This is a genomic window from Bradyrhizobium sp. BEA-2-5 (assembly GCF_032918025.1).
Lineage (GTDB): Bacteria > Pseudomonadota > Alphaproteobacteria > Rhizobiales > Xanthobacteraceae > Bradyrhizobium > Bradyrhizobium pachyrhizi.
The window spans coordinates 6,132,353-6,151,030 of the sequence record NZ_CP136629.1 but is presented as its reverse complement, the minus strand read 5'-3'; the positions used below and the strand labels follow the sequence as shown (position 1 = coordinate 6,151,030).

The 18,678-nt window shown below is 65.7% G+C and carries 24 protein-coding genes; 8 read left to right on the top strand and 16 right to left on the bottom strand.

Going from position 1 to position 18,678, the window contains the following annotated elements:
- Positions 1 to 29 precede the first annotated feature (29 nt).
- The 3 genes from RX327_RS29110 to RX327_RS29100 all read left to right on the top strand — a co-directional run bounded on the left by RX327_RS29110 (position 30) and on the right by RX327_RS29100 (position 2,154).
- A complete protein-coding gene (locus tag RX327_RS29110; RefSeq protein ID WP_317247864.1) occupies positions 30 to 1,016 on the top strand; it encodes an MDR family oxidoreductase in 987 nt (328 codons plus the stop codon).
- Positions 1,017 to 1,202: 186 nt separating this feature from the next.
- Complete coding sequence (locus RX327_RS29105) at positions 1,203 to 1,781, top strand: hypothetical protein (RefSeq protein WP_317247863.1); 579 nt, start codon at positions 1,203 to 1,205, stop codon at positions 1,779 to 1,781.
- Between the two features lie 139 nt (positions 1,782 to 1,920).
- The gene (locus tag RX327_RS29100) at positions 1,921 to 2,154 is read left to right on the top strand and encodes a DUF6894 family protein (RefSeq protein ID WP_050384986.1); all 234 of its coding nucleotides are present in this window, start codon (positions 1,921 to 1,923) and stop codon (positions 2,152 to 2,154) included.
- A 25-nt stretch (positions 2,155 to 2,179) separates the two neighbouring features.
- On the opposite strand, the gene RX327_RS29095 is transcribed toward RX327_RS29100, so the two are convergent.
- From RX327_RS29095 to RX327_RS29075, 5 genes are all read right to left on the bottom strand, one after another.
- Positions 2,180 to 4,885, bottom strand: a complete 2,706-nt coding sequence (locus tag RX327_RS29095; RefSeq protein ID WP_317247862.1) for a DUF2339 domain-containing protein — start codon at positions 4,883 to 4,885, stop codon at positions 2,180 to 2,182.
- Between the two features lie 109 nt (positions 4,886 to 4,994).
- Positions 4,995 to 5,501: a tyrosine phosphatase family protein gene (locus RX327_RS29090; protein ID WP_317247861.1), complete on the bottom strand. Its 507-nt coding sequence runs from the start codon at positions 5,499 to 5,501 to the stop codon at positions 4,995 to 4,997.
- A gap of 115 nt (positions 5,502 to 5,616) precedes the next feature.
- The gene (locus RX327_RS29085; RefSeq protein ID WP_317247860.1) at positions 5,617 to 6,228 is read right to left on the bottom strand and encodes an HD family hydrolase; all 612 of its coding nucleotides are present in this window, start codon (positions 6,226 to 6,228) and stop codon (positions 5,617 to 5,619) included.
- Positions 6,225 to 6,851: a DNA-3-methyladenine glycosylase I gene (locus tag RX327_RS29080; RefSeq protein WP_317247859.1), complete on the bottom strand. Its 627-nt coding sequence runs from the start codon at positions 6,849 to 6,851 to the stop codon at positions 6,225 to 6,227. The genes RX327_RS29085 and RX327_RS29080 overlap by 4 nt, the downstream gene beginning before the upstream one ends.
- Positions 6,848 to 7,834, bottom strand: coding sequence for a YgfZ/GcvT domain-containing protein (locus tag RX327_RS29075; RefSeq protein ID WP_410712200.1), 987 nt, complete (start codon positions 7,832 to 7,834; stop codon positions 6,848 to 6,850). Before RX327_RS29075 ends, RX327_RS29080 begins: the two co-directional genes overlap by 4 nt.
- A 23-nt stretch (positions 7,835 to 7,857) precedes the next feature.
- Here RX327_RS29075 and RX327_RS29070 point away from each other — a divergent pair, with 23 nt between their 5' ends.
- Positions 7,858 to 9,192, top strand: coding sequence for a dihydroorotase (locus tag RX327_RS29070; RefSeq protein WP_317247858.1), 1,335 nt, complete (start codon positions 7,858 to 7,860; stop codon positions 9,190 to 9,192).
- 65 nt (positions 9,193 to 9,257) lie between these two features.
- Here the strand turns inward: RX327_RS29070 and RX327_RS29065 are convergent, their stop codons facing one another.
- The 5 genes from RX327_RS29065 to RX327_RS29045 form a co-directional block, all read right to left on the bottom strand.
- Positions 9,258 to 9,524, bottom strand: coding sequence for a hypothetical protein (locus RX327_RS29065; protein ID WP_317247857.1), 267 nt, complete (start codon positions 9,522 to 9,524; stop codon positions 9,258 to 9,260).
- Between the two features lie 155 nt (positions 9,525 to 9,679).
- A complete protein-coding gene (locus RX327_RS29060; protein ID WP_050384990.1) occupies positions 9,680 to 10,336 on the bottom strand; it encodes an HAD family hydrolase in 657 nt (218 codons plus the stop codon).
- Positions 10,326 to 10,703 (bottom strand): TIGR02301 family protein, encoded by a 378-nt coding sequence (locus tag RX327_RS29055; RefSeq protein WP_317247856.1) that lies wholly within the window; start codon positions 10,701 to 10,703, stop codon positions 10,326 to 10,328. Before RX327_RS29055 ends, RX327_RS29060 begins: the two co-directional genes overlap by 11 nt.
- Before the next feature lie 84 nt (positions 10,704 to 10,787).
- Positions 10,788 to 11,207 (bottom strand): NUDIX hydrolase, encoded by a 420-nt coding sequence (locus RX327_RS29050; protein ID WP_317247855.1) that lies wholly within the window; start codon positions 11,205 to 11,207, stop codon positions 10,788 to 10,790.
- A 42-nt stretch (positions 11,208 to 11,249) separates the two neighbouring features.
- A complete protein-coding gene (locus RX327_RS29045) occupies positions 11,250 to 11,750 on the bottom strand; it encodes a hypothetical protein (protein WP_317247854.1) in 501 nt (166 codons plus the stop codon).
- A 62-nt stretch (positions 11,751 to 11,812) separates the two neighbouring features.
- Between RX327_RS29045 and RX327_RS29040 the strand changes: the two genes are divergently transcribed.
- The gene (locus tag RX327_RS29040) at positions 11,813 to 12,574 is read left to right on the top strand and encodes an SOS response-associated peptidase (RefSeq protein WP_317247853.1); all 762 of its coding nucleotides are present in this window, start codon (positions 11,813 to 11,815) and stop codon (positions 12,572 to 12,574) included.
- A 348-nt stretch (positions 12,575 to 12,922) separates the two neighbouring features.
- Here the strand turns inward: RX327_RS29040 and RX327_RS29035 are convergent, their stop codons facing one another.
- The 3 genes from RX327_RS29035 to RX327_RS29025 form a co-directional block, all read right to left on the bottom strand.
- Complete coding sequence (locus RX327_RS29035) at positions 12,923 to 13,309, bottom strand: RidA family protein (protein ID WP_317247852.1); 387 nt, start codon at positions 13,307 to 13,309, stop codon at positions 12,923 to 12,925.
- Positions 13,310 to 13,312: 3 nt separating this feature from the next.
- Entirely contained in the window at positions 13,313 to 13,792 is a 480-nt protein-coding gene (locus RX327_RS29030; protein WP_050384994.1) for a DUF6691 family protein, read from the bottom strand.
- 67 nt (positions 13,793 to 13,859) lie between these two features.
- On the bottom strand, positions 13,860 to 14,297 hold the full coding sequence (locus RX327_RS29025) for a YeeE/YedE family protein (RefSeq protein ID WP_317247851.1): 438 nt from the start codon (positions 14,295 to 14,297) through the stop codon (positions 13,860 to 13,862).
- A gap of 205 nt (positions 14,298 to 14,502) precedes the next feature.
- Between RX327_RS29025 and RX327_RS29020 the strand changes: the two genes are divergently transcribed.
- Entirely contained in the window at positions 14,503 to 14,937 is a 435-nt protein-coding gene (locus tag RX327_RS29020; RefSeq protein ID WP_028332611.1) for a hypothetical protein, read from the top strand.
- Between the two features lie 62 nt (positions 14,938 to 14,999).
- Here the strand turns inward: RX327_RS29020 and RX327_RS29015 are convergent, their stop codons facing one another.
- Positions 15,000 to 15,515, bottom strand: a complete 516-nt coding sequence (locus RX327_RS29015) for a mismatch-specific DNA-glycosylase (RefSeq protein ID WP_317247850.1) — start codon at positions 15,513 to 15,515, stop codon at positions 15,000 to 15,002.
- Positions 15,516 to 15,577: 62 nt separating this feature from the next.
- Between RX327_RS29015 and RX327_RS29010 the strand changes: the two genes are divergently transcribed.
- Positions 15,578 to 15,739 (top strand): hypothetical protein, encoded by a 162-nt coding sequence (locus RX327_RS29010; protein WP_157346238.1) that lies wholly within the window; start codon positions 15,578 to 15,580, stop codon positions 15,737 to 15,739.
- A 95-nt stretch (positions 15,740 to 15,834) separates the two neighbouring features.
- On the opposite strand, the gene RX327_RS29005 is transcribed toward RX327_RS29010, so the two are convergent.
- Positions 15,835 to 16,230 (bottom strand): hypothetical protein, encoded by a 396-nt coding sequence (locus tag RX327_RS29005; protein ID WP_050384996.1) that lies wholly within the window; start codon positions 16,228 to 16,230, stop codon positions 15,835 to 15,837.
- Between the two features lie 226 nt (positions 16,231 to 16,456).
- On the opposite strand from RX327_RS29005, the gene RX327_RS29000 reads away from it, so the two are divergent.
- Positions 16,457 to 18,127, top strand: a complete 1,671-nt coding sequence (locus RX327_RS29000; RefSeq protein WP_050384997.1) for a flavin-containing monooxygenase — start codon at positions 16,457 to 16,459, stop codon at positions 18,125 to 18,127.
- A 90-nt stretch (positions 18,128 to 18,217) separates the two neighbouring features.
- Here the strand turns inward: RX327_RS29000 and RX327_RS28995 are convergent, their stop codons facing one another.
- Complete coding sequence (locus RX327_RS28995) at positions 18,218 to 18,613, bottom strand: hypothetical protein (RefSeq protein WP_028332607.1); 396 nt, start codon at positions 18,611 to 18,613, stop codon at positions 18,218 to 18,220.
- Positions 18,614 to 18,678: the final 65 nt, after the last annotated feature.

Genomic DNA, 18,678 nt, shown 5'->3' with positions numbered 1-18,678 from the left:
CGAAACCAAGATTACGGGGAGTGCACATCGTGGCCACATTCAAGGCGATCCGGATCGACAAGGCGGACAAGGGCACCACCGCGCAGCTCACGCAGTTCGACGAAGCTGAGCTGATGGACGGTGACGTCACCGTCCGTGTGGAGTGGTCCACGCTGAACTACAAGGACGGCCTTGCGCTCACAGGCAAGGCGCCGGTGGTGCGCCGCTTCCCGATGATCGCCGGCATCGACTTCGCCGGCACGGTCGAAGCCTCCTCGCATCCCCAGTGGAAGCCGGGCGACAAGGTGGTCTGCACCGGATGGGGCATGGGCGAGACCCATCTCGGCGCCTATGCGGAGAAGGCGCGGGTGAAGGGCGACTGGCTGGTGCGGCTGCCCGACGGCCTGTCGGCGCGCGACGCCATGGCGATCGGCACCGCCGGCTTCACTGCAATGCTCGCGGTGCTGGCGCTCGAGAAGCACGGTCTCTCGCCGAAGAGCGGCCCGGTGGTGGTGACGGGGGCGGCCGGCGGAGTCGGTTCGGTTGCGATCGCCGTGCTCTCGAAGCTCGGCTACCACGTCATCGCCTCGACCGGCCGGATGTCGGAGACCGACTACCTCAAGGGTCTCGGCGCCACCGAGGTGATCGACCGCGCCGAACTGTCAGGTGCGCCCAAGGCCCTCGCCAAGGAGCGCTGGGCTGGCGGCGTCGACAGCGTCGGCTCGACCACCCTCGCCAACCTGCTCTCGATGACGAAGTACGGCGGAGCGATTGCAGCTTGCGGCCTGGCGGCGGGCATGGACCTGCCGTCCTCGGTCGCGCCGTTTATTTTGCGCGGAGTGTGCCTTCTCGGTATCGATTCGGTGATGTGTCCGATCGAACTGCGGAGGACCGCCTGGCGCCGCCTGGCCAGCGATCTCGACAAGGCAAAACTGGCTGATATCACTCACGAAATCACCCTGGACGAAGTCATGGGCTTTGGCGCGAAAATCCTGGCCGGTGAGGTCCGCGGCCGCATCGTGGTAAAAATTGTCTAACGGCGTTCAGACTTTACCAACCAAGCTGCTCCAATGTTGCCTTGGTTCGTATGGTAAGCAGCGGGTAAAGAGACTTGCAGCATGATCCCGGGGGGCCGGGTTTCCTCGCGCAGACGTCGAAAAGCGTCGGTGCGGGGGGCATGCGCAACAAGGAGCGAGTGCCCGCGCTCGTAAGTGGAGTAGCTCATGCTTGCGCGTTTGGTGTTGGGGGCCGTCACGGCCGGAGCAATGGTCGTGCCGGCATTCGCGGGCATGATGAACGCCGATGAGGCCCGCAAATTCGTCGCCGGCAAGGTGTTCGCGTTCACCTGTTTCGATGGTACCCGTGGCGCCGGCCGCATCCTCGACGATCTGGGTGCGGCAGGCTCGGTCCAGTTCTCCGGCTCGGGGCCGATCCGTCACCTGCGCCTGCCCGGCAACACGCTGCAGATCCGCGGTCAGAGCGTTTGCGCGTCGCTGAAGGGCATTCCGTTCGAACCGTGCTTCAATCTCGACAAGCAGGACGACCGCTCGTTCCGCGGCTCGGTGTCGGGCATGGGCTTCGCCTATTGCGACTTCCGTCACCAGGGCGGCAACCAGATGCTGATGGCGCGCGCTGCGGCGCGGCCGCGCTCGCTGCATCCGCGCACCCGATCGGCGGATGCCTCGCAGACCGAAGTGTCGCGCGTTGAGACGCCGCAGGTCGGAAGCGCGAAGCTCGAGCCGGTCAAGGCCGAGCCCGCCAAGGTCGAGAGCGCGCCGGAATTGCGCCGCTCCACCGACTAACCTTTCATCTGCGCGCTAGCGGGAATAGCGTCGCCAAGCCGTAGTCATACGGATGGCGGTCGCCACGCCTTGCTCGCTACTCAATACCTGGCGTTCGCCGCGAGGCGGGACATTGGGGACTCTGATTTTGAGTAGTCATATGGCGCAATATTTTTTTCGAATCAGTGACGGCGATTACGCTGGTGCATCCGACCACGCGACGGAGTTTGAGAGCCGCGAGGTGGCCTGGGCCGAGATGACCAAGGTCTGCGGAAATTTCCTCGGCAGCATTTCGCGCAATCTGAAGCAGAACAGCGAATGGCACATGGAGCTGCTCGACGAGGGCAGAAAACCCGTGTTCAGGATTAGACTGGTCGCCGAGTCCGTCGACTGAAGGCTGTCTTTCGAGACGGCAGGTTCTAGCCCTCGGCCTGCGCGAGCGGCGGGGTGGTTCGCCTGCGAAACAGGATGCGTTGGTACAGCCAGCCGATCGCGACCAGCACCACGCCGAGGCACATGAACGAGAGCGCGCGGTAGACGCCCGTCAGCGTCGACATGTCGATGACGAAGGCCTTGAGGATCGTCAGCGCGATGACTGCAGCCGACGCCAGCCGCGCCCGTTCCGAGTTGACGAGGATGCCGACGCCGAGCAGCACCACGCCGAAAGCGAGCCAGCCGATCGAATAGGTGTATTGCTCGGCGCCCGTGGTCTCGCCGCGCGTCAGCACCGGTCCGTGGTAGAGCCTCCGGATCTCGAACGTGACGTAGGCGAGCGCAAGGACCAGCGCGCCGGCGGCGATCGTGTTGGCATAGCCGGCAGGACGATGGCCCGCCACCGCATAGGACAGCAGCAGCGCCAGCACCGCCGGCAGCGCGTAGCCGAGCAGCAGCAGGTTGATGAAGCTGCCGCCGACGTCCTGCCACCACAGCATCGGGTTCTCCAGCGCCAGCAGCCCGAACAGGCTGGCGAGCCCGGCGAACGCGGTCAGCACCACCGCGCCGACATTGTGCACGATGCTGCGGCTGCGCAGCCGCAACCGCTCCAGCCCGATCGCCATCGCCAGCGTGACGCCGACTTGCAGAGCGACCTCGGTCAGCCCGGCGCTGGCGTAGTAGACATCGCCGCTGTTGACCGCGTGCCGGATCTCCATGAAGGCGAGCAGCGCGGTGAACAGGATCGCGGCGGCCTCGACCATGCGCAGCGGGACGTCGTCGCCCTTGCGGCGCAGGAAATGGCTTGCCACCCAGAACGAAAGGGCCGGCAGGCCGTAGCCCCACAGCAGCCAGTTCAGAATCGGCGTGGTGCCGACGGCGTCGCCCGCGATCCGCGGCTCATAGCCGATGCGCAGCACCACAATGCCGGCCAAGATCGCGGCAAGCCAGCGCAGGAACGGAATCGGCCGCTGCATCGAGATCCAGGCCGTGCCGAGCGACATCAGCGCCAGCGCGATCGTCAGCCAGCCCTTCTCCAGCGCGAAGGTCAGCGCCAGCGCCAGCGAGGCGAGGGCGCCGGTGGCGGACAACGCAATCGAAGGCGACAGCTCCGGCCGTTCGCCGCGCCGGGTCAGTGCTTCAGTCGCAGCCGCATAGGCGGCGGCAAGCAGCACCGCCAGGATCGCGAACGGGATCGAGCGGTCGAGATGAGCGATACGCGCGTAGAGCGCGACCAGGATCGCGATCGGCGTGAACACGGCCGCGGCGGCCCAGGTCACCGTGACCTTCGTGGTGGCAAAACGGAATTGTGCGAGGAAACCGGCGATGCCGAACGCAGCAGCGAACAGCGCGGCGGTGACGAGATGCAGCGAGACCGAGCCATCGGTCGCGGACGGGCCGATGCCGGGGATCGCGCCGCCCGGCAGCACCAGCATGTCGACGTTGCGGCGGACGGCCCATTCGCCGAACACGATGAACACGAAGATCGACGCGGCGCCGATCGCACGGGTAGCAGCAGGCGCGCGCCAGGCGACAAGCAGGCTTGCGGCCGTCAGCAGCGCGAAGCCGATCATCGCGGTGTCGGCGTGGGCGCTGTTGAGCACGATCAGCATCGCGCCAAGCAGATAAGCCGCGAGCGAGCCCGAGGAGATCGGCTCGATCTCCTCGCCATCGCCGCCGGGGCCGAGCATGAAGCCGCAGACCACGAGCAGCGCCGCCAGCACGAAGCCAGCGATCACATGGAAGACGTGCGGCGCGATCATCTCCGGACCGCATTGCAGGCAAGGGAAGGTCCACAGCAGCGCGAAGGCGATCGTCGTGACCGCGAGCCAGCGCCACAGCCGGATGCGTGCAAGGCCGAACGCTGCCGCCGTGACGATAGCGAGGTAGATGTAGAGCGACCAGAAATCGGGCTTGTCTGACGACACCAGGAGCGGCGTGACGAAGGCGCCGACGATGCCGAGCCCGGCCAGCGCGGGCCCGTGCAGCAGCGCGGCCGCAAGCGTGCCGAGCGCGACAAGGCCGAGCAGCACGAAGGCGGTTGCGGGCACGAGGAAGCCGTAGAGCGCGTAAGCGGCATAGATGGTGGCGAACGCCACCGCCGTGCCGGCCGCGGTGAGGATCGCGGGGATGTTGGCGATCGGCAGCGCCTGGATGCTCGATATGGCCTCCTTGCGCCGCGTCCATTCGCCGGCGCCGAGCAGCGCCAGTGCGAACAATCCGCCGAGGAACACGCGCACGCCGGGGCCGAGGAGGCCGGCCTCGATCGAATAGCGCACCATGAAGAAGCCGCCGAGCGCGAGCGCGAGCCCGCCGATCCACACCACCCAGCGGGTGCCGAGCGTCTCCTCGAAGCCCGGTGCCGGCTGCGGCGGGGCTGGCGGCTCCGGCAGGGGCGGCGGTGCGGCACCTGGCGCGTCCGCGGCTGGCTCGGTCTGCGCGGCCGGTCCCCCGGGAGTCGCCTCCGGGAGCGGTGGCGGCGCGACGGACGGCGCCGTCGGCGGCGTCTGCTCGAACTCCTGCAGCGGGGTCAGCGGTGGCGGCATGGCCGTCCTCACGGCGGCGCCGCCCGCGGCCTCGATCGCATCCAGGCGTCGCTGCAGCAGGTCGATCCGGCCCAGCGCCTTGCGCGCGAAAATGATCGCGACGATGGCGAGGACGAGCGTCAGGAAGTCGAACGGCGAATCGAACATTGGGCCTCCGGCGGGACGCGCCGGACTTGGCCAGCCAGCGGCCCGTCGCAACCTAGTAGTGCCGTGAGGAGGACCGGAAGTTCAAGCGATCGGGGGTGACCGGCCGCGCTTAGTCCAGATCGATGCGGAAAGGCCGGCCTTCGACGCTCATGCTGCCGGGACCCATCGCGTCGAGTGCACGCAGCATCCGGCCCTCGCGCCCCAGCGCCTTGTCGGCGAGGCTGACGATCAGCCGGTTGGGGGCCGCGATCGGCGAGGCCTCGCGGATCATCCGGGCGATGGACATTTCGTCGCGGTGCGGGTTGAGGGCGCAGACCGTGGCGAATGCGCTCGCCGTCGAACGGCTGATGCCGGCGTAGCAATGCACGACCATTGGTGCTTGGCGATCCCAGCCGCGCACGAAGCTCAGCACCTTCTCGATATGCGACTCGTTGGGCGCGACGAAACCGTCCATCTCCTCGGTGATGTCATCCATCGACACCTTGAGATGGTTGGCCGGCAGCACCGACACCGGACGTGCCACCTGCTCGACATTGGCCATCACCGTCAGCACATGGCTGGCGCCGGTGGCGCGAACCGTGTCGGAGAGTGCGGCAAGCGAGCAGACGTGAAGCATGATGGTCCTTCTATCGGGGGTGCCGGATTATAACGGCTGCTCCCGAACGGGCAAAGGCGGGGGTGCCATGCCGATTCGTCGTTTTGCGGCGCAACCGACGGCACACGTGCCGCGCCTAGGAGGCGTGCAATGTGTTGAAGCGCTCGAGGAACTGCTTTTCGGCCCGCGCGGCGGTCCATGGCGTCAGATAGTCGCGCTCGGTCGCTTCGGGCAGTTCCGGATCGCGGCCGAACAGCCGCTTGGCCTCGGCTTGCGAAAATCCCGCCAGATGCGTGGCCTCGAGGTAGGCTGCGCCGCGATCGGCGGCCTTGATGGCTTGCGTGATCTCGTCGGGCAGCACCGGCGGCAGGCCGAAGCGGATATGGATGGCGCCGAGGAGGCGCTTCTCGACCGCCTTGTAATGGCCGTCGAGCACGGCCTTGAACGGCGAGATCATGTCGCCGATCACATATTCCGGCGCATCGTGCAGCAGGGCCGCGAGACGATGGCGGATGTCGACGCGCGGCATCTGCTGGCGCATCACGGCCTCGACCAGCAGCGTGTGCTGGGCCACCGAGAAGATGTGCGCCCCGCTGGTCTGGCCGTTCCAGCGCGCAACCCGCGCCAGTCCATGCGCGATGTCGACGATTTCGATATCGAGCGGCGACGGGTCGAGCAGGTCGAGCCGGCGTCCCGACAACATCCGCTGCCAGGCGCGGGTTGTCTCCGTCGATTTGCGCGCCGTCATTTCTTCTTGAGTCGCGGTGTGCGGAGCTTGCCGCTGCAGCTCTCGTGGCAGAAGCAGGTCACGAGATGATCGTTGACCATGCCGGTCGCCTGCATGAAGGCATAGACGATGGTCGGGCCGACGAATTTGAAGCCGCGCGAGGACAGCTCCTTGGAGATCTGCACCGACAGCGGCGTCGAGGCGGGCACGCTCGCGGTGGACTTGAACTGGTTGACCTTCGGCTTGCCGTCGACGAAGTCCCAAAGGAAATTCGAGAAGCCCGGGCCTTTCTCCATGATGTCGAGATAGGATTTCGCGCTCAGGATCGCGCCATCGATCTTGGCCTTGTTGCGCACGATACCGGCATCGTTCATCAGCGCATGGACCTTCTTCGCGTTGTAGCGCGCGATCTTCTCCGGCTGGAAATCGTCGAAGGCTTTGCGGAAATTGTCGCGCTTGCGCAGGATCGTGATCCAGGACAGGCCGGCCTGGAAGCCGTCGAGCATCAGCTTCTCGTACAGTGCGCGGTCGTCATATTCCGGCACGCCCCATTCGGTGTCGTGATAGGCGACGTAGAACGCGTCCTCGCCCGGCCACGGGCAGCGCGTCTTGCCGTCGGGATGCAGTTGCGCGGTACGGGTCATGCAACGGTCTGCGTGGGTGTGATGCGGACGGCGTCCGGCTCGGCGAGGTGAAGCGACAGCCCGCCCGCGGTCAGCGCCAGGCCCGCGTCGAGCGCTTCGGCAACGCGGTCGATGCGCACGAGGGCAATGCCCTTGCCGCCGGCGGTCGAGCCGATGGTCCCGACCGGCTTGTCGCCGGCGAGGATCGTTGCGCCGGCTTCGGGCGCGGGGCCGTCGAGGACGATCTTCACGCTGCGCGTGCGTGCGGTGCCGCGATGCTGCATGCGCGAGACGACCTCCTGGCCGACGTAGCAGCCCTTGTCGAAATCGACGCCGGCGAGACGATCCATGTTGGTCTCGTGCGGGAACGCATCGCTGTACATGAAATCGAGCCCGCCGCGGGGCACGCCCAGCGCGATGCGGTGCGCCTCGTAGGCGCTGGAGTCGACGAGATCGGCACCGATCAGCTCAGTGAGCCTCTGCTTCAAATCTTCCGGGATCAGGATGCGCCAGCCGAGCGCTGGGTTGCGCGGATCGGCGAACGCGAGATCCGGCGTCGCCGCCGGCTCGCCATCCCAGGCTGCCAGGACACCGAGGCTGTCGGATAGGTTCTCGACCACGACCTTGGCGCGCAGCTTGTAGAAGCCGAGCTTGTCGGCAAGGCCCTTGGCGAGCGCGCGCGGCGCGTCGATCAGGAAGCCGCCGCCATGGCCTGAGGGTATCTCGGTGATCAGGAAATCGACGATGATCTTGCCCTGCGGCGTCAGCAGCGCGCCAAACCGGGCCTGTCCCGCGCGCAACTCGGCGATGTCGGCGGTGATGAGGCCGTTGAGGAAGTTGCGGGCGTCCTCGCCAGAGACCTTAACCGCGCCCCGATCTGGAAGAAACGCTGCTTTCATTCGCAAAATTGGCTCTTTTTCCAAGTTCCTTGGGAAACGCGCAGGCCGCGATATCCCCTGCCAAGCTAAGGCGCTAGAGTGCGCCGAACAAGGCCCGCGCGACAGCCGAAAGCGGGCGTCGAGGACCGATGAATCAGCATTTTGACACCATTCTAAAATCCGGCACCGTGGTCAATCAGGACGGCGAGGGCGTGCGCGATATCGGTATCGCGGGCGGCCGCATCGCCGCGATCGGCTCGCTCAGTCAGGCCTCGGCCGGCGAGGTGATCGACTGCAAGGGCCTGCACATCCTGCCCGGCGTGATGGACACGCAGGTGCATTTCCGCGAGCCCGGGCTGGAGCACAAGGAAGACCTCGAGACCGGCTCGCGCAGCGCCGTGATGGGCGGCGTCACCGCGGTGTTCGAAATGCCGAACACGGCGCCGCTGACGGTGACGGAGGCCGAATTCACCGACAAGGTGAAGCGGGCCAATCACCGCATGCATTGCGATTTCGCCTTCTTCATCGGCGGCACCCGCGAGAACGTGCAGGACCTGCCGGTGCTGGAGCGCGCACCCGGCTGCGCCGGCGTCAAGGTGTTCATCGGCTCCTCGACCGGTGCGCTGCTGGTGGAGGACGACGAAAGCCTGCGCCGCATCTTCCAGGTGATCCGCCGTCGTGCGGCCTTCCACGCCGAGGACGAGTATCGGCTTAACGAGCGCAAACCGCAGCGCATCGAGGGCGATGCGCGTTCGCATCCGGTCTGGCGCGACGAGACCGCGGCGCTGATGGCGACGCAGCGACTGGTCAAGCTCGCGCACGAGACGGGCAAGCGCATTCACGTGCTGCACATCTCGACCAAGGAAGAGATTGAGTTCCTGCGCGACCACAAGGATGTTGCCTCCTGCGAAGCGACGCCGCATCACCTCACGCTGGTCGCGCCCGAATGCTACGAGCGGCTGGGCACGCTCGCGCAGATGAACCCGCCGGTGCGCGGGGCTGATCATCGCGCCGGCATCTGGCGCGGCATCGAGCAGGGCATCATCGACGTGCTCGGCTCCGACCACGCCCCGCATACGCTCGAGGAGAAGTCGAAGACTTATCCGGCCTCGCCCTCCGGCATGACCGGCGTGCAGACGCTGGTGCCGATCATGCTCGATCACGTCAACGCTGGCCGGCTGTCGCTGGCGAGATTCGTCGACCTCACCAGCGCCGGCCCCGCACGCCTCTACAACATCGCGCGCAAGGGGCGAATCGCCGCCGGCTACGATGCCGACTTCACCATCGTCGATTTGAAGCGCAGCGAGACCATCACCAACAAATGGGTCGCGTCCAAGGCCGGCTGGACGCCCTATGACGGTGTCCGCGTCACCGGCTGGCCCGTCGGCACCTTCATCCGCGGCCGCCGCGTGATGTGGCAGGGCGAAGTCACGACACCGTCCACCGGCGAACCGGTTCGGTTCCTCGAGACGCTGAAGCCGTAGGTTCGCGTTTGACGCGTTTTCTTCACGCGAACCGGCGGCCCACTTCGCTCGAAAACGCTATCGGATTACTGTCTGGCCAATGCCAGCGAGAACTCGCCGTTGCGCACGCGCGCGGCGAGGCCCTCGACGAACTTCGCCACCGCGTCCTCGCCATAGGTGCCGACCAGCTCGGCCAGTGCCGCGAACAGGCTCGCCTGCGCCAGGCAATCGCCGTCGACGCCGTCATGGCGCGCCTCGGCCCAGGCCTCGTTGAGATAGCCCAGCGCGGCTTGCTTCTGCTCGTGGTCGGGTCGCGGGTCTTGGTGATGGGGGAAGGACGCTGGATGGCGCATGAAACTCTGCAAATTGACTGCGCGCGGTCCGAGGAGCGAACCACTGCGACGTCCGAGATGTATCACGCATGCGGGTACCGCCTAGCCCACATCTTTCGAAAAGGTTAATGGCGGCCCCGGCATTTAAAGGGGAATTCCGGATGTCCGGGCCGCGATCAGCCGAATGAGCTGTGGATATGGTCCAGCACCGCGCGCGGCGTGGCGCACAGATGGCTGGCGCCGGCCTCGGTCAGCTCCTCCGGCGTGCCGTAGCCATAGGTGACGCCGACCGCCCGGATGCCGTTTCGATTCGCCCCGATCACGTCGTGGCTGCGATCGCCGATCATCAGGGATTTGTCCGGATCGGCCCCGGTCTGCGCCAGCGCATAGGCGAGCAGGTCGACCTTGTTGACCCGGGTTCCGTCGAACTCCGAGCCGAACACATGGTCGAAATAGCCGCCGAGGCCGAAATGCGCGATGATCCGCGTCGCGAACACGTGCGGCTTCGAGGTCGCCACGAACATCCGGCCCGGCGCCCTGCGCAGCTCGGCCAGAACGTCCGCGATATCGGGATAGACGGCGTTCTCGAACAGCCCGACATCGCCGAATCTTTCGCGGTAGAGCGCGACCGCGCGGTCGGCGAGCGCCTCGCCGCCGAGCAGCATCGCAAAGCTCGCCCGCAAGGGCGGCCCGATGCACCAGGTCAGGTCCTCCTGCGAGGGAACCGGGCGGCCGAGCTTTTCCAGCGCGTACTGGATCGAGCCGGTGATGCCGGGCTTCGGGTCGGTCAGGGTGCCGTCGAGGTCGAAGAAGATCGCCCCGTCAGTTGGCATAGCGCGCGGTCAGATCCCGCGAGATCTTCGAGCCTTCCTCGATGTAGCGGCGGATCGCCACCGTCGCGGCCGGCGTGCAGCTGCGGTAGGTCTGCTGAAAGCCGTTATAGCCGCGGTTGAATCCGGCGATCATGCGGGTGCGGCGCTCGCCCGAGGGGGTTTCGGCATCGATCAGCGCCTGCATCTCGTTGCGCCACTTGTTGCCTTCGTTGGACCCGCAGATGCCGCGCAGATAGTGCAGGCCGCCGAGGATCTCGGCCAGCCGCTGCAATTCGCCGTCAAACGGCGCCGCCGCGTCCTGGGCCCGGGCGGGCGTCGCAAGGCATGCCGACATCAGGATCACAACGGCGAGAAAGGCTTTGATCATCGGGGGTTCCGGAATGGCCGTGGTATGCCCCCTCAATGCGCCCGAGGCAAGGCGGCCGAGCCCCCCAAAGCCCCCGGACGGGCCTCAAACCAGCCGCCGGGCGGCCGCAATCACCTCATGCAGGCCGCCGGTGACCTTGAGGTCGCCGATTTCCTCCGGCGCCAGCCATTTGAAATCGTCGTGCTCGTCGTTCAGCACGGGCTCGCGGGATGCCCAGCGCGCGGCGAAGGTCATGATCAGGTAGTGCCCGGTGCCGGGGCCGGCCGGCAGCACCTCGCGCCAGCCGGCGAGGCCAACGATCTCGATACGAAGGCCGGTCTCTTCGTCAACCTCGCGGCTCAGGGCCTGATGCAGCGATTCGCCGAATTCGACCCGGCCGCCGGGAAGCGAATAGAACCCCTTGGCAGGCGAACGGGCGCGTCGGACCAACAGCACCTTGCCGTCGCGGAAGATCACGCCTGACACGGCGAGCTGCGGGCGGATCGGAGGTTCGGGAGAGGTCAAGGTGATTGGCAGCCGGTTGTGAAGACCATCATGCCCGATATCTCAGGCGCCCGCCATGATGCTGTCGACATCGGCCTCTGCGGCGCCGTTGATGATGCCGGCGGTCTGCATCACCAGCGGCTTGACCCAGACGATCGCCTGCTCGGCGAGCGCGACCCGGCTCTTGTCCTGCTGCAATCGCCGCATCGCCGCCCCGACCTCGGTCAGGATCTTCGTCATGCTGTCGGTGAGCTGGTCGAATTCGGCCCGGATTGCGGCGTCCGCGGTCTCATAGGCCTCGATGGCCAAATCCCGTGCCTTGAAATTCGACGCCGTGAAATGCTCGGCATAGGACAGCGGCGTCCAGGTCAGGAAGTCGTCGGCGCATTCCGGCATGTCCGGGACCATTTCGAGCAGCATCACGGCTTCATTGAAATGGTTGAGATAGTCGGTGGCAAGCCCGGTCCGCGGGTTGATGTTGGCGGCGCGCAACAGCGCCGCCCGCGCCTCGTCGGGGTACGTCGGTCGCAGGGAAGAGCCCGCTATGGCGGCCGTTGAGGTCATTGATCGCAGTCTTTAACGTTCCAAGTTAAGGCAGAATAAACGGATACCACTCTGGACGGCAAATGTGCGGACGCTTTGTCATAACCTCGCCGCCGGCGGCCTTGCGCGAGATGTTCGGCTATATCGAGCAGCCGAATTTTCCGCCACGGTATAATGTTGCGCCGACCCAGCCGATCCCGGTGGTGCTGCTGCAGAATGGCGGCCGGCATTTTCAATTGATGCGCTGGGGCCTGATTCCGTCGTGGGTCAAGGACCCCAGGACCTTCTCGCTCCTGATCAACGCGCGCTCCGAGACGGTGCGCGAGAAGCCGGCCTTCAAGAACGCGATCAAGCGGCGCCGCGCGCTGATCCCGGCCGACGGCTATTACGAATGGCAGGATGCCGGCGGCCGCAAGCAGCCGTTCTTCATCCACCGCGCCGACGGCGAGCCGCTCGGCTTTGCCGCGGTGTTCGAAACCTGGGTCGGGCCGAACGGCGAGGAGCTCGACACGGTCGCGATCGTCACCGCGCCCGCGAGCCCCGATCTTGCGCAGCTGCATCACCGCGTGCCGGTCACGATCAGGCCCGAGCAATTCGCGCGCTGGCTCGACTGCCTGCCGAACGATGTCGACGACGTGATGCCGATGCTGAAGGGCCCCGAGGTCGGTGAGTTCGCCTGGCACCAGGTGACGATGCGCGTCAACGCCGTCGCCAACGACGATGCGCAATTGCTGTTGCCGATGACCGCGGAGGAAATCGCCGCGGAGGACGCGCCGGCACCGAAGAAGGCCGCGCCGAGAAAGGCGACTATGCGCGAGGACGACGGGCAGGGGTTGTTGTTTTAGCACATGTCTGCACAGCTGCGCAGCTAGGGCTGGAATTGAAGCGCAGCTCTCCAAGTCGTCGTCCCGGCGAAAGCCGGGACCCATAACCACAGGTCTGCATTGTTGAAGCGCGCTGCAGCTCCAGCTTCGCAAACCAATTGAGATTTGTGGCTATGGGTCCCGGCCTTCGCCGGGACGACACTGAATATGTTGCACGGGCAGTGCATCATACTTCGACATTCTCGCAACATGATCTGCCCGAGCTTTGCATTTCGTTTCGCCACTCTCTCCACTCGTCATTCCGAGGTTCGCGCAAGCGGCGCACCCTCAGGTGCGCAATTGCACACCGGGGAATGACGGAGAGAGTTGTCACCCCTTCACGTGCGCCACGCCCTCGATCTCGATCAGCATCTTCGGATCGGGCAGGGCCTGCACCACGCAGGTCGTGCGCGCAGGATAGGGCGGCGGGCCGAAGGCGCCGGCATAGAGCGCGTTCATGGCGGCGACGTCGGTGGCGCGGGTCAGGAGCACGTTGACCTTGACGAGGTCGCGCACGCTGGCGCCGGCCTCGCCCAGCACCCGCTTGATGTTGACCACGACGTTGGCGAACTGGGCCTCGAAACCGTCGGGCAGCGCGCCATTGGCATCGAAGCCGGGAATGCCCGAGACGAACAACAAATCGCCGACGCGGGCGCCGAACGAGAGTGGCGGCGCCTGGACGCCGGGCGGAGGAGGGAAGTGCTTGATTGTGGTCATGGGTCACCCGTCTGCGCGAGATGGAAGGGGAGAAACTTCGATGGCGCGCGGCGCCGCTGCACGCCGGCGCCAAAGATTCCTGCCGAAGAGATTCTGGCCGATCATGCCTGCGAGCATCGCGGCGACGAAGACCACGACCGGCAGCGAGAGGCCGGCGAGATTGACCAGTGCGGGGCCGGGGCAGATGCCGACGAGGCCCCAGCCGATGCCGAACAGCACGGCGCCGGCAACCAGCGGCGCATCGATGTCGCTGCGGTCGGGCCAGAGGAAGCGCGCCGAGAAGGCGGGCGCGGCGCGCCGCCGCGCGATCGCAAAGCCGGTTGCTGCGACCGCAACCGCGCCCGCCATCACGAAGGCGAGCGTTGCGTCCCACGCGCCGAACAGATCGAGGAAGCCGAGCACCTTCTGCGGATCGGTCATGCCGGAGATCAGAAGGCCCGCGCCGAAGATCAGGCCGCAGACAAAGCTGGCAAGCACCGACATCGCTAAACCCCTCCTTGTTTGAGCATGATCTTTTCGGAAAACCGCTTCGCACTTTTCCGGATCATGCTTAGCCTCCGATACCGTGCCTGACGATTGCGACCGTCGCGATCGCCGTCAGCATGAAGATGCATGTTGCCATGATCGAGCGGCCGGACAGCCGCGCGAAGCCGCAGACGCCGTGGCCCGAGGTGCAGCCATTGCCCATCCTTGTGCCGAATCCGACCAGCAGGCCCGCGATCGCGACCACCACAAGGCTCGCGTTCATCGCCGGCCGCGGCAGCGGCGCGCCGAACAGCGCCGCAATCAGGGGCGCTGCGATCAGCCCCGCGATGAACGCGATGCGCCAGGAACGGTCGGCGCTGCGGTCGGCGGTATCGGCCTGCAGCGCGCCGCCGACGATGCCGGTGACCCCGGCGATCCGCCCGGTCAGCAGCATCAAGAGCGCGGCGGCAAGCCCGATCAGCGCGCCGCCGGCGAGGCCGGAAAGTGGGGTGAAATCGTGCATCGATGCAGATCCCTGTTGCGCAAACTCCTCAGCGATCCGGCAAAGCGGTCGGCGCGCATGCGCCAGTGGTCGCGCGGCTGCCGAGGCGATGATAGACTCCGCACCATCAGGAACAAGCGCAATCCCGCATGTTTCGCGGCATTTCAGCGATGCTGCCGGTCGGTTGGGTTGCCGCGATTCGCTCTCACTTCGTCCGGAGAATCCCATGAAATTGCCATCCGTCGCCCGCGCCGCGCTGCTCGCGCTGGCGATGCTCACCGGAACGTCCGCCGCCCTGGCTGACGAGGGCGCGGTGACGCTCGTGATCTTCAAGGGCGGCTGGGTGTTCGGCGGCTCCGCCGGCAAGGGCGTCATGACCTTCCACGGCCAGACCTATGGGCTCACGGCCGGCGGGCTGGACTATGGCCTCGTGTTCGGCGGCTCGCAGACCACGTTGCAGGGGCGGGTGCGCAATATCCGCCGTCCGCAGGACATCAACGGCGTCTATGCCGCGGCCGGCATGGGCGTTGCGCTCGGCGCCGGCGTGCGCGGCATCCTGTTGACCAACCAGAACGGCGCGGTGCTCGAACTGAGCGGCAAGCAGGTCGGCCTGATGGCCAATGTCGACCTCAGCGGGCTTGCGATCACGTTGAAGGAATAAGCGTTCGATCTCGTAGCGATCTCGTAGGACGGGTAGAGCGAAGCGAAACCCATCCTACGATCCTACGATTCCGTGATCCACTCGGCGAGCTCACGCCACGGCTGCAAACTCCAATGCCCGGACGCCGCGCCTGACGGCGAGGGCAGCACGAACACCTCCGGAAAACCGCTCATGCGCGGCTGCCGACCGAGCACGAGCGCGCTGGTCGGCCTGTTGTAGAACAGGCTCGCCGCCTTCCTGCTGGTGAAGGCGACGATCTTCGGCCGAAACGTCTCGATCTTCGTCCGGAAGCCGACGACGTCGAACGACTGCCTGTTGATCTGGTGATCCATTCCGGCGCCGGTCTTGCAGAGATCGGTGAAGCCGATCCCGAGCGCGATCAGCGATGCGAACTCGCCCGGCTGATAGCGCCGCGGCGTGATCCCGGCCTCATGGATCGCGCGCCAGAAGCGGTTGCCGGGATGGGCGTAGTAGTGCCCGACGGCGGCTGACCGCGTGCTGGCCGCGGTGCCGACGAACACCAGCCGCAGATCGGCGCGGAGCTGGTCGGGGAGGCGGTGGCTGTCGCTGTCGGGCATTTGAGAGATGGCGGAAGTCGCTTGGTTACCGTTGATCGGGCTACGGCGAAAGAGCCGCCGGCGTGACGGACCCGACCGTTACCATTTCCGCCGTTCTCGTCACCGGCCATGACGATGTGGAAACCAGCGTCGGGCTGTTCGTCGCAGATGCGCAGGACCAAAATAGCGAAAACAACCCCATGCAAAGGAGCTGGCGGCTGCCGCCGTCCGATACGGTACCTTGACACGTCGGGCAAATCAGGGATACATTTCCAATATTCCGAAATCGTATGAGCATCCCTCGCCCGCCAGGCTGGCGCATATGGCGTCCCAATACGCGCTACCGCACCGGCTCCTGGATCTGGTCTTCGGCCGTCACCGCCTGCGCCGGCCCAGTCGAACGCACCATCAGAAAATTTCCCGAGAACGCCGTGCCGCGAATGCTCCAGCGGCCGTCGATCTCGGTCGCGTCGGCATTGACCGCGCCTTCATAGTGCACGGTGTTGTAGCCGTAGCCCGGCGGCTCGTAGCGTTTGACGAACGACACCGCGCTGCCGGAGCGGTGACCCGCGAGCGAGGCATTGTGCGTGCTGATCGGACAGCCCGGCATCACGCACGGTTCGGTCACGCTGCCGCCGAGCGCGCCGCCGGCGTCGATCAGCGTCGCCAGGAACGTGACCATGCCGCTCGGCTGAACATAGCTGCCGTCCCAGACGCCGGTGAGATTGTCGGTCATGTCGGTCCAACGTACGATGCGGTAGGTAGCCCGCATGAGCGTAGTGATATGCGGGACGGATGAACCCGGATCTCGCTACGCTCATCCGGCTACGCTTCAGTCGCAACGATCGATGTGGTGCACGCAGCGCCTCAACGCAAGTCGCGCGCGCCGCGGCGCGGTTGCCTGACCGGGCAAAAGGGTCTGTAATCCAGCCCAACAGATCAAGAAGAATTTTGGAGCGGACATGACGGGAGAGGCGAAAACCCATTACGAGGTGATCGTGGTCGGCGCCGGCGTCGCCGGCATCTACCAGATCAAGCGGCTGGCCGATCTCGGCATCGATGCCACCGTGCTGGAAGCCGCGCCCGATCTCGGGGGCACCTGGTACTGGAACCGCTATCCGGGCTGCCGCTTCGATTCCGAGAGCTACACCTACGGCTTCTCGTTCTCGCGCGAGCTGCTCGACGAGTGGCACTGGAAGGAGCGCTTCTCCGGCCAGCCCGAGAATCTGCGTTACCTCAACTACGTCGCCGACAAGTTCGACCTGCGCAGGCACATGCAGTTCAATTGCAAGGTCGATGTCATGCAGTTCGACGAGACGCGCGATCTCTGGCAATTGAGAATCAGTGACGGCCGCGAACTGACCTGCCGCTTCGTGGTGCTCGCGATCGGGCTCTTGTCCGCACCGACCATGCCGCGCGTGCCGGGCATCGAGGACTTCAAGGGCCGCTCGTTCCACACCTATTACTGGCCGCACGAGCCGGTCGATCTCGCCGGCAAGAAGGTCGCGGTGATCGGCACCGGTGCCACCGGCATCCAGCTGATCGGCGAGATCGCCGACAAGGTCGGCGAGCTCACCGTATTTCAACGCCGGCCGAACTGGAGCGCCCCGCTCAACAACTCCGCGATCTCCAACGAGGAGATGGCCGACATCCGCGCCCGCTATGATGAGATTTTTGCTGCCTGCGCGCTGACGCCGGGCAGCTTTGTCCACGGCCCCGACAAGCGCGGCTTCTACGAGGTGAGCCGCGAGGAGCGCCTCGCGCTGTGGGACAAGCTCTATGACGAGCCCGGCTTCGGCATCTGGCTCGCGAACTTCCGCGAGATCTTCATGGATGAAGCCGCCAATGCGGAGCTCTCGGAATACATCGCGGGCCGCATCCGCCGGCGCGTGAACGATCCTGATGTCGCCGAAAAGCTGATCCCGCGGGATCACGGCTTCGGGGTGCAGCGCCTGCCGCTGGAGACGCAATATTTCGAGGCGTACAATCGCGACAATGTGCAGCTCGTCGACCTCTCCGAGACGCCGCTGGTTCGCGTCACCGAAAATGGCCTCCGCACGACGGCGCGCGACTTCGACTTCGACATCATCGTCTACGCCACCGGCTTCGACGCCATCACCGGCGCCTATGACCTGATCGACATCAGGGGCATCGGCGGCGAGCGCCTCGCCGACAAGTGGAAGCACGCGCCGTCGACCTTCCTCGGCATGCTCGTGCACGGCTTCCCGAACCTGTTGATGCCGACCGGGCCGCAAAGCGCCTCGGCGTCGACGAACTTTCCGCGCGGCATCGAGAACGGCGTCAACTGGTGCACCAATCTGCTGCAATACATGTGGGACCGCGGCCTGACCCGCGCCGACGCCACGCTGGAAGCGCAAGAGCGCTGGACCGCGCATGTCGTCAAGATGTACGAGATCATGCTGATGCGCAAAGCCAAGGGCTGGTTCACCGGCTACAACTCCAACGTCGCCGGCCACGAGGAGGGCACCGTGCGCTACTTCGTCTACAACGGCGGCACGCCGAAGTTCTTGGGGATCATCAACGGCGTGGCGGAGAAGGGGTATCAGGAGATCGAGTTTGGCGCGGCGCCGCGGGTCGGCGTGCAAGCGACCGTTGGCGCGACGGCGTCATAGGGTAGGTTAGCCAACGGGTCCGCGCAAAGCGCAGCGTAGGACCTTCGCTAGCCGATCATCCGCGTTGCTCTCCGGCTGTCGCCGCCGACCTCACATCGAGCAGCGAACATACGGCGTCTCAATGGGCACCGGTGCCTTGGAGCTGAGTATGATCTTGTTCTCGCCGGAGAGTGTTATGTCGAATGACACGTCCGAAATCGCGACGCCGTCCGAGCACGCCGCAATCACGCGGATATTCTGCCCGTCATCATGCAGCGATTTGACGGTGCATTTCTGAAACGTGCCGGTGATTTGCTTGCCCTGAACGATCAGGCCGCCCGCGTTGAGATCGGCATCTTTCCTGAACGCGAGCTTGTTGTTCTCCTTGGTGAAGACCTGGTTGCAAGCCGAGGCGTCGATCGTCCAGGCTCCGCTCAAATCCGCAGCCTGTGTCGAGGCCGCCTGCGCAACGAGAAATACGAATAGCACGGCGTTGAAGGTTCTCATGAAACTCTCCAATCAAATGGTCATTAAGCTGCAGGACCTCTGCAAAACGAATGTGGAAAGTCGCT

Excerpts from the sequence above, each read along its gene's own strand:
- RX327_RS29105 (WP_317247863.1), top strand. The coding sequence starts at position 1,203 with ATGCTTGCGCGTTTGGTGTTGGGGGCCGTCACGGCCGGAGCAATGGTC.
- RX327_RS29100 (WP_050384986.1), top strand. The coding sequence starts at position 1,921 with ATGGCGCAATATTTTTTTCGAATCAGTGACGGCGATTACGCTGGTGCA.
- RX327_RS29095 (WP_317247862.1), bottom strand. The coding sequence starts at position 4,885 with ATGTTCGATTCGCCGTTCGACTTCCTGACGCTCGTCCTCGCCATCGTC.
- RX327_RS29090 (WP_317247861.1), bottom strand. The coding sequence starts at position 5,501 with ATGCTTCACGTCTGCTCGCTTGCCGCACTCTCCGACACGGTTCGCGCC.
- RX327_RS29085 (WP_317247860.1), bottom strand. The coding sequence starts at position 6,228 with ATGACGGCGCGCAAATCGACGGAGACAACCCGCGCCTGGCAGCGGATG.
- RX327_RS29080 (WP_317247859.1), bottom strand. The coding sequence starts at position 6,851 with ATGACCCGTACCGCGCAACTGCATCCCGACGGCAAGACGCGCTGCCCG.
- RX327_RS29070 (WP_317247858.1), top strand. The coding sequence starts at position 7,858 with ATGAATCAGCATTTTGACACCATTCTAAAATCCGGCACCGTGGTCAAT.
- RX327_RS29065 (WP_317247857.1), bottom strand. The coding sequence starts at position 9,524 with ATGCGCCATCCAGCGTCCTTCCCCCATCACCAAGACCCGCGACCCGAC.
- RX327_RS29060 (WP_050384990.1), bottom strand. The coding sequence starts at position 10,336 with ATGCCAACTGACGGGGCGATCTTCTTCGACCTCGACGGCACCCTGACC.
- RX327_RS29055 (WP_317247856.1), bottom strand. The coding sequence starts at position 10,703 with ATGATCAAAGCCTTTCTCGCCGTTGTGATCCTGATGTCGGCATGCCTT.
- RX327_RS29045 (WP_317247854.1), bottom strand. The coding sequence starts at position 11,750 with ATGACCTCAACGGCCGCCATAGCGGGCTCTTCCCTGCGACCGACGTAC.
- RX327_RS29040 (WP_317247853.1), top strand. The coding sequence starts at position 11,813 with ATGTGCGGACGCTTTGTCATAACCTCGCCGCCGGCGGCCTTGCGCGAG.
- RX327_RS29035 (WP_317247852.1), bottom strand. The coding sequence starts at position 13,309 with ATGACCACAATCAAGCACTTCCCTCCTCCGCCCGGCGTCCAGGCGCCG.
- RX327_RS29030 (WP_050384994.1), bottom strand. The coding sequence starts at position 13,792 with ATGTCGGTGCTTGCCAGCTTTGTCTGCGGCCTGATCTTCGGCGCGGGC.
- RX327_RS29025 (WP_317247851.1), bottom strand. The coding sequence starts at position 14,297 with ATGCACGATTTCACCCCACTTTCCGGCCTCGCCGGCGGCGCGCTGATC.
- RX327_RS29020 (WP_028332611.1), top strand. The coding sequence starts at position 14,503 with ATGAAATTGCCATCCGTCGCCCGCGCCGCGCTGCTCGCGCTGGCGATG.
- RX327_RS29015 (WP_317247850.1), bottom strand. The coding sequence starts at position 15,515 with ATGCCCGACAGCGACAGCCACCGCCTCCCCGACCAGCTCCGCGCCGAT.
- RX327_RS29005 (WP_050384996.1), bottom strand. The coding sequence starts at position 16,230 with ATGACCGACAATCTCACCGGCGTCTGGGACGGCAGCTATGTTCAGCCG.
- RX327_RS29000 (WP_050384997.1), top strand. The coding sequence starts at position 16,457 with ATGACGGGAGAGGCGAAAACCCATTACGAGGTGATCGTGGTCGGCGCC.
- RX327_RS28995 (WP_028332607.1), bottom strand. The coding sequence starts at position 18,613 with ATGAGAACCTTCAACGCCGTGCTATTCGTATTTCTCGTTGCGCAGGCG.